Annotated in this window: 1 protein-coding gene; it reads left to right on the top strand. The window is 74.6% G+C overall.

All coding sequences use genetic code 11. From position 1 onward, the window contains the following. A partial coding sequence (locus tag HV824_RS34460) for an SDR family NAD(P)-dependent oxidoreductase (RefSeq protein WP_176425157.1) occupies positions 1-3,291 on the top strand: 3,291 nt, incomplete at its 5' end. Positions 3,292-6,640 lie beyond the last annotated feature (3,349 nt).

Raw genomic sequence — 6,640 nt, 5'->3', positions numbered from 1 at the left:
GGGCGGCTGGAGGTGCCCGAGTCCCTGGGCGCCGCGCGGGGGCTGCACCCGGCGATGCTCGACGCGGGCCTCCAGGTGCTCCTGGAGGCGCTGCCTTCCGGTGGCGGCACCCACGTCCCGGTGCGGGTGCGCCGCTTCGCGGTGTCGCGCGCGAACACGCCCGTGCGCTGGGCCCACGCGCGCGTGGCGGAGCCCGTCGCCGGTGAGTCCCTCCGGGAGGCGGACGTGTGGCTGCTCGACGCGGAGGGGCTGCCCGTGGCCGAGGTGCGAGGCCTGGTGCTGGCGCCGCTCGTGGGACAGCGCGACGCGCGGCAGGTGGCCCAGGACCGGGCGCTCTTCGAGCTGGCGTGGCACCGCGTGGCGGCGCCCGCGACGTCCACCTCCGCGGGGGCGCCCTGGCTCGTGCTGATGGAGGGACAGGGCCACGGCGCCGCGCTCGCGCGCGAGCTGGAGGCGCGAGGCGAGCGGTGCGTGCGGGTGGCCGCGGGGACGGGCTTCCGCCAGCTGGGGGCCGGGCAATTCGAGGTGGCGCCGGGCTCGCGTGAGGACTTCCGGCGGCTGCTGGCGGAGGCGTTTCCGGACGGCGCGCCCTGTGGAGGCGTGGTGTACCTGTGGGCGCTGGAGGCCGCCGAGGTGGAGGTGACCGGGGCGCGCGCAAGCGACGAGGCCGAGCGGTGGTGCGGCGGCGCGCTGCACCTGGTGCAGGAGCTGACGCGGGCGGCCTGGCGCGCCCCGCCCCGGCTGTGGCTGGTGACGCGGGGCGCTCAGGCCGTGGGGGAGGAGCGCCGGGTGTGCGCGGTGCAAGGCGCGCTGTGGGGCCTGGGCCGCGTGGTGTCGCACGAGCATCCGGAGCTGCGGTGCACCTGCGTGGACGTGGAGGAGCTGGAGCCGGAGGCGGTGGCCCCGGCGCTGGCGTCCGAGCTGCTCTGTGGCGCGAAGGATGAGCAGGTGGCCCTGCGCGCGCGGGGGCGGCACGCGGCGCGGCTGGCGCGGCGCCTCCCGGTGGAGTCCTCGGGCGAGTCCGTCGAGCCGAGGCTCCCCGCCGCGGGGCGCGCCTTCCGGGTGGAGATTCCCACGCCCGGCGTGCTGGACCGGCTGGTGGCGCGCGTGTCCGAGCGGCGGCGTCCGGGACGCGGCGAGGTGGAGGTCCAGGTGGAGGCGGCGGCCCTCAACTTCATCGACGTGATGAAGGCGATGGGCATCTATCCGGGGCTGCCGCCGGGGCCCGTCTCGCTGGGCGGCGAGTGCGCCGGACGCGTGGTGTCCGTGGGCGAGGGCGTCACGGGCCTGGTGCCGGGACAGCGCGTGGTGGCGGTCGCCGGGGGCAGCCTGGCCTCGCATGTCCTCGCGGACGCGCGCTTCGTGCGTCCGTACCCCGAGCGCCTGAGCGCCGAGGACGTGGCCACCGTGCCGCTCGTCTTCATGACGGCGTGGTACGCGCTCGAGCACCTGGGACGGCTGCGTCAGGGGGAGCGCATCCTCATTCACTCGGCGGCTGGAGGCCTGGGGCTGGCGGCGGTGCAGGTGGCCCAGGCGCGGGGCGCCGAAATCTTCGCCACGGCGGGCACGCCCGAGAAGCGCGAGTTCCTGCGCGCCCTGGGCATCGCGCACGTCATGGACTCGCGCACGCTGGCCTTCGCCGACGAGGTGACGCGGCTGACGAACGGCGAGGGCGTGGACGTGGTGCTCAACTCGCTCTCGGGTGAAGCAATCCCCCGCGGCCTGGAGCTGCTCGGCCCGGAGGGCCGCTTCCTGGAGGTCGGCAAGCGCGACATCTACGACGGCCGGGCGCTGGCGCTCACGCCGTTCCGCAAGAGCATCTCGTACACCGCCATCGACCTGGCGGGGCTCCAGGAGCGCAAGCCGGCGCTGTTCGCGCGACTGCTCCAGGAGGTGATGGAGCAGGTGGAGTCCGGCGCGCTGCGGCCCCTGCCGTACCAGCGCTTCCCCGCCTCGCGCGTGGCGGAGGCCTTCCGCGAGATGGCGCAGGGGCGGCACACCGGCAAGCTCGTCATTGGCATGGAGGACCCCGCGCTGACGGTGGCCCCCGCGCGCGCGGGCTTCCGGGTGCGCGCGGACGGGACGTACCTGGTGACGGGCGGCCTGGGCGGCCTGGGCCTGTCGGCGGCGCGGTGGCTGGTGGAGCACGGCGCGCGTCACCTGCTGCTGATGGGCCGCTCCGCGCCGTCCGACGCCGCGCGCCGGACGCTGGCGGAGCTGGAGGCGCGGGGCGCGCGGGTGGAGGTGGCCCGGGCGGACGTCTCGGACGCGGAGCAGCTGGGGGCCGCGCTGGCACCGACGCGGAGCGGGGCGCTGCCGCCCCTGCGCGGCGTGCTGCACTGCGCGGGCGTGCTGGAGGACGCCACCCTGGCGGGGCTGACGACGTCGCACCTGCGCACGGTGATGGCGCCCAAGGTGCGTGGCGCCTGGAACCTGCACCAGCTCACGCGCGACGCGCCGCTGGACTTCTTCGTCCTCTACTCGTCGGTGGCGTCGCTGCTGGGGCTGCCGGGCCAGGGCAACTACGCGGCGGCGAACGCGGCGATGGACGCGCTGGCGCACCACCGGCGCGCGGTGGGCCTGCCGGCCCTGAGCGTCAACTGGGGCCCGTTCGCGGACGTGGGGCTGGCCGCCGCGCAGTCCAACCGGGGCGAGCGCCTGGCGTACCAGGGCATGGCGAGCTTCATGGCGCACGAGGGCGAGGCGCTGCTCCAGCGGCTGCTCGACGAGGGCGCCACGCAGGTCGCCGCGGTGCGCCTGGACGTGCGCCAGTGGCTGGAGTTCTTCCCGTCCGTGGCGCCCCTGCGCGTCTGGTCCGAGCTGAGCGCGGAGGGGCGGGGCGAGGTGGCCCGTCCCGGCTCGGACTTCCTGGCCGCGCTGAAGCAGGCGGAGCCGGGCGCGCGCCTGGAGCTGCTGGAGGCGCACCTGCGCGAGCGAGTCGCCCAGGTGCTCCGGCTGGAGCCCTTGCGCGTGGGACGGGCGGACCCGTTCCGGGCCCTGGGGCTCGACTCGCTGATGAGCCTGGAGCTGCGCAACCGGGTCGAGGCGTCCCTGGGGATGAAGCTCTCCGCGACGCTCTTGTGGACGTACTCCACGCTGGGCGCCCTGAGCGCTCACCTCCTCGAAAGACTGGAGCTCGCGCCGGTGCGCGAGCCCGCAACCCCTTCGCCGTCGAATGAGGGCCGGGAGCGCCCGGCCGAGGAGTCCGCCGCGGAGCTGGCGGTCCTCTCGGATGAGCGCCTGCTGGACCTCTTCGACGATGCGCTGAACGCTCTGGAGAACGAATCGTGAGTGACGCGACCCAGGAAAACGAACTGAAGCAGCGCATGGCGCGCGCCGTGCTCGCGATGCAGAAGGTACAGGCGAAGCTCGACACGTACGAGAAGGCGCGCACCGAGCCCATCGCCATCGTCGGCATGGGGTGCCGCTTCCCGGGCGGGGCGGACTCGCCCGAGGCGTACTGGAAGCTGCTGGAGGAGGGGCGGGACGCCGTGCGCCGCGAGCCGGCGTCGCGCCGCCAGGGGCCGGAGACGGGCACGCCTCGCTGGGGCGGCTACCTGGAGGAGGTGGACGGCTTCGACGCGGACTTCTTCGGCATCTCCCCGCGCGAGGCGGCCAGCCTGGACCCGCAGCAGCGACTGCTGTTGGAGGTGAGCTGGGAGGCGCTGGAGAACGCGGGGCAGAACCCGGAGAAGCTCCTGGGCTCGTCCACCGGCGTCTTCGTGGGCATCACCGGCAACGACTACGAGCGCGTGCTGCCCATGGGGGCGGACCAGCTCGACACCTACTACATCACGGGTAACGGCCACTGCTTCCCGCCCGGGCGCGTCTCCTACGTGCTGGGCCTCCAGGGCCCGAGCCTCGCGGTGGACACGGCGTGCTCGTCGTCGCTGGTCGCGGTGCACCTGGCCTGCCAGAGCCTGCGGCTGGGGGAGTGCAACCTGGCGCTCGCGGGCGGGGTGAACCTCATCCTGGACTCGCTGAGCACGGAGATGATCGCGCGCACCCAGTCGCTGTCACCCAACGGGCGGTGCAGCACCTTCGACGCGTGGGCCAACGGCTTCGTGCGCGGCGAGGGCTGCGGCGTCATCGTGCTCAAGCGCCTGTCGGACGCGCAGGCGGAGGGAGACACCATCCTGGCGGTGGTGCGGGGCTCGGCCATCAACCAGGACGGCCGCTCGACGGGGCTGACGGCGCCCAACGTGCTCGCGCAGCAGGCGCTCCTGCGTCAGGCGCTGGCGAACGCGCGGGTGGAGCCCTCCGCCATCGGCTACATCGAGGCGCACGGCACGGGTACGTCGCTGGGGGACCCCATCGAGGTGGAGGCCCTGGCCGAGGTGGTGGGCGCGCCGAGGGCGGACGGCAGCCGGTGCGCCCTGGCGTCGGTGAAGACGAACCTGGGCCACCTGGAGTCCGCGGCCGGCATCGCGGGGCTGATGAAGGTCGTGCTCTCCATGCGGCACGAGCGCATCCCCAGGCACCTGAACTTCACCCGGCTCAACCCGCGCATCCGCATGGACGGCACGGCCTTCGTCATCCCGGCGGAGGGCGCGCTGCCGTGGGTCCGCTCGGAGAAGCGGAGGCTCGCGGGCGTCAGCTCGTTCGGCATGAGCGGGACGAACGCGCACGTCGTGCTGGAGGAGGCCCCCGCGCGCGCGGTGCCTTCGGTGGCGCCGGGCCGTCCGGCCTCGCACCTGCTGCTCTTGACGGCGAAGTCGGAGGACGCGCTGGCGGAGCAGGCGCGTCAGTACGCGAGCCACCTGTCCGCGCACCCGGAGCTGGACGCGGCGGACGTGTGCTTCACCGCGAACACCACGCGCGCGCGCTTCGCGCACCGGCAGGTGGTGGTGGGCGGGTCGACCCAGGCGCTGGCGGAGGCGCTGCAAGGCTTCGTCCGGGGCGAGGTCTCGGACGCGGTGGCCTCGGGCGAGGCGGCGCCCCGGGCTCCGAGGATCGCCTTCCTCTTCACGGGGCAGGGCAGCCAGTACGTGGGCATGGGCCGGGAGCTGTACGCGACATCGCCGGTGTTCCGTGACGCGCTGGACCAGTGCGCGCGGCTGCTGAGGCCCCGGATGGAGCTGCTGCCCGTGCTCTTCCCTGCCGAGGGGGCGCACTCCCCCATCGACCAGACGGAGTACAGCCAGCCGGCGCTGTTCGCGCTGGAGTACGCGCTGGCGCAGGTGTGGATGCGCTGGGGGGTGGTGCCGCACGCGGTGATGGGCCACAGCGTGGGCGAGTTCGCCGCCGCCGTCGTCGCCGGCCACCTGTCGCTGGAGGACGGCCTGACGCTCATCGCCGAGCGGGGCCGCCTGATGCAGGCGCTGCCTGCGGGCGGCGCGATGCTCAGCGTCTTCGCGACGGAGGCCCAGGTGCGGCCGTTGCTGGAGTCGCACCTGGACCAGGTGTCGCTGGCCTGCCTCAACGCGCCCGGCCAGGTGGTGCTGTCCGGCGCGGGCGCGGTGCTCGCGCGGCTCGACGCGGAGCTCCAGGCGCAGGGCGTGCGCACCAAGGCGCTCGTCGTCTCGCACGCGTTCCACTCGCCGCTGATGGCGCCGATGCTCGACGCGCTGGAGGCCCAGGCCGCCCGCGTCAGGACGCTGCCGGGGGCGATTCCCCTCGTGTCGAACGTGACGGGCCGGCCCGTGGGGACAGGGGAGCTGGGCGCGCCGGGGTACTGGCGCCGCCACGCGCGCGAGGCGGTGCGCTTCCAGCAGGGCATGGAGTCGCTGCGCGAGCTGGGCATTGATGTGTTCGTCGAGGTGGGGCCCACCGCGACGCTGCTGGGCCTGGGCCGGGCGTGCCTGGGCGAGCAGGCGGCGTGGATTGCCTCTTTGCGCAAGGGACGTCCGGACGCCGAGCAGTTGCTGGGCGCGCTGGGGCGGCTGTTCCTCCAAGGCCACGACGTGGACTGGCGCGCGGTGGACCCGGAGCCTTCGCGGAGCAAGGTCGCGCTGCCCACCTACCCGTGGCGCCGCCAGCGCTACTGGCCGGCCGGGCCCGCGCGGCTTCCGGTGGAGCGCTCGGACAGCGCCCCCGCGCACGACGGCGCCGTGGCGGCGACGGCGCTGGACGCGGCCTCGCTGCTCCAGGTGCGCTGGGAAGCGTCGACCGCGAGCGGCCCGGGTGAGGGGACTCCGGGCGCGTGGATGCTGCTGTGCGACCAGGGGGGCGTGGGCGAGGCGCTCGCCGCCCGCCTGGAGCAGCGAGGTGTGCCGCACGTGAAGGTCTACGCGGGCGCTTCGTCCGTGCCGGGGGCCCTGGCCGTGGACCCGGCCGACGGCGTGGCGCTGGCGAAGCTGTGGCGGGAGAGCTTCCCGGGGAACCTGCCGCGCGCGGGCGTGGTGCACCTGTGGGGGCTGGAGGTGCCAGGCGTGGAGTCGCCTGGGACACTGAGGAGCAGCTCCCGGGAGCACTGCATCAGCGTGGTCTCCGCGCTGCGGGCGCTCGAGTCCTCCGAGGAGCTCTCCGGTCGGCTCTGGGTGGTGACGCGCGAGGCGTGCGCGGTGGAGGCGGGCGGGGGCCAGGTGGAGCCGTCGCAGGCGCTGCTCTGGGGCCTGGGCCTGCCTCTTATACACATCTGACGCTGCCGACGAATAGCCTTGTGGAGATCTCGGTGGTTGCCGGAACATGAACAAAAAAA

It is taken from the genome of Myxococcus sp. AM009 (assembly GCF_013372605.1).
Lineage (GTDB): Bacteria > Myxococcota > Myxococcia > Myxococcales > Myxococcaceae > Myxococcus > Myxococcus vastator.
This window is presented reverse-complemented; position numbering and strand designations above follow the sequence as displayed.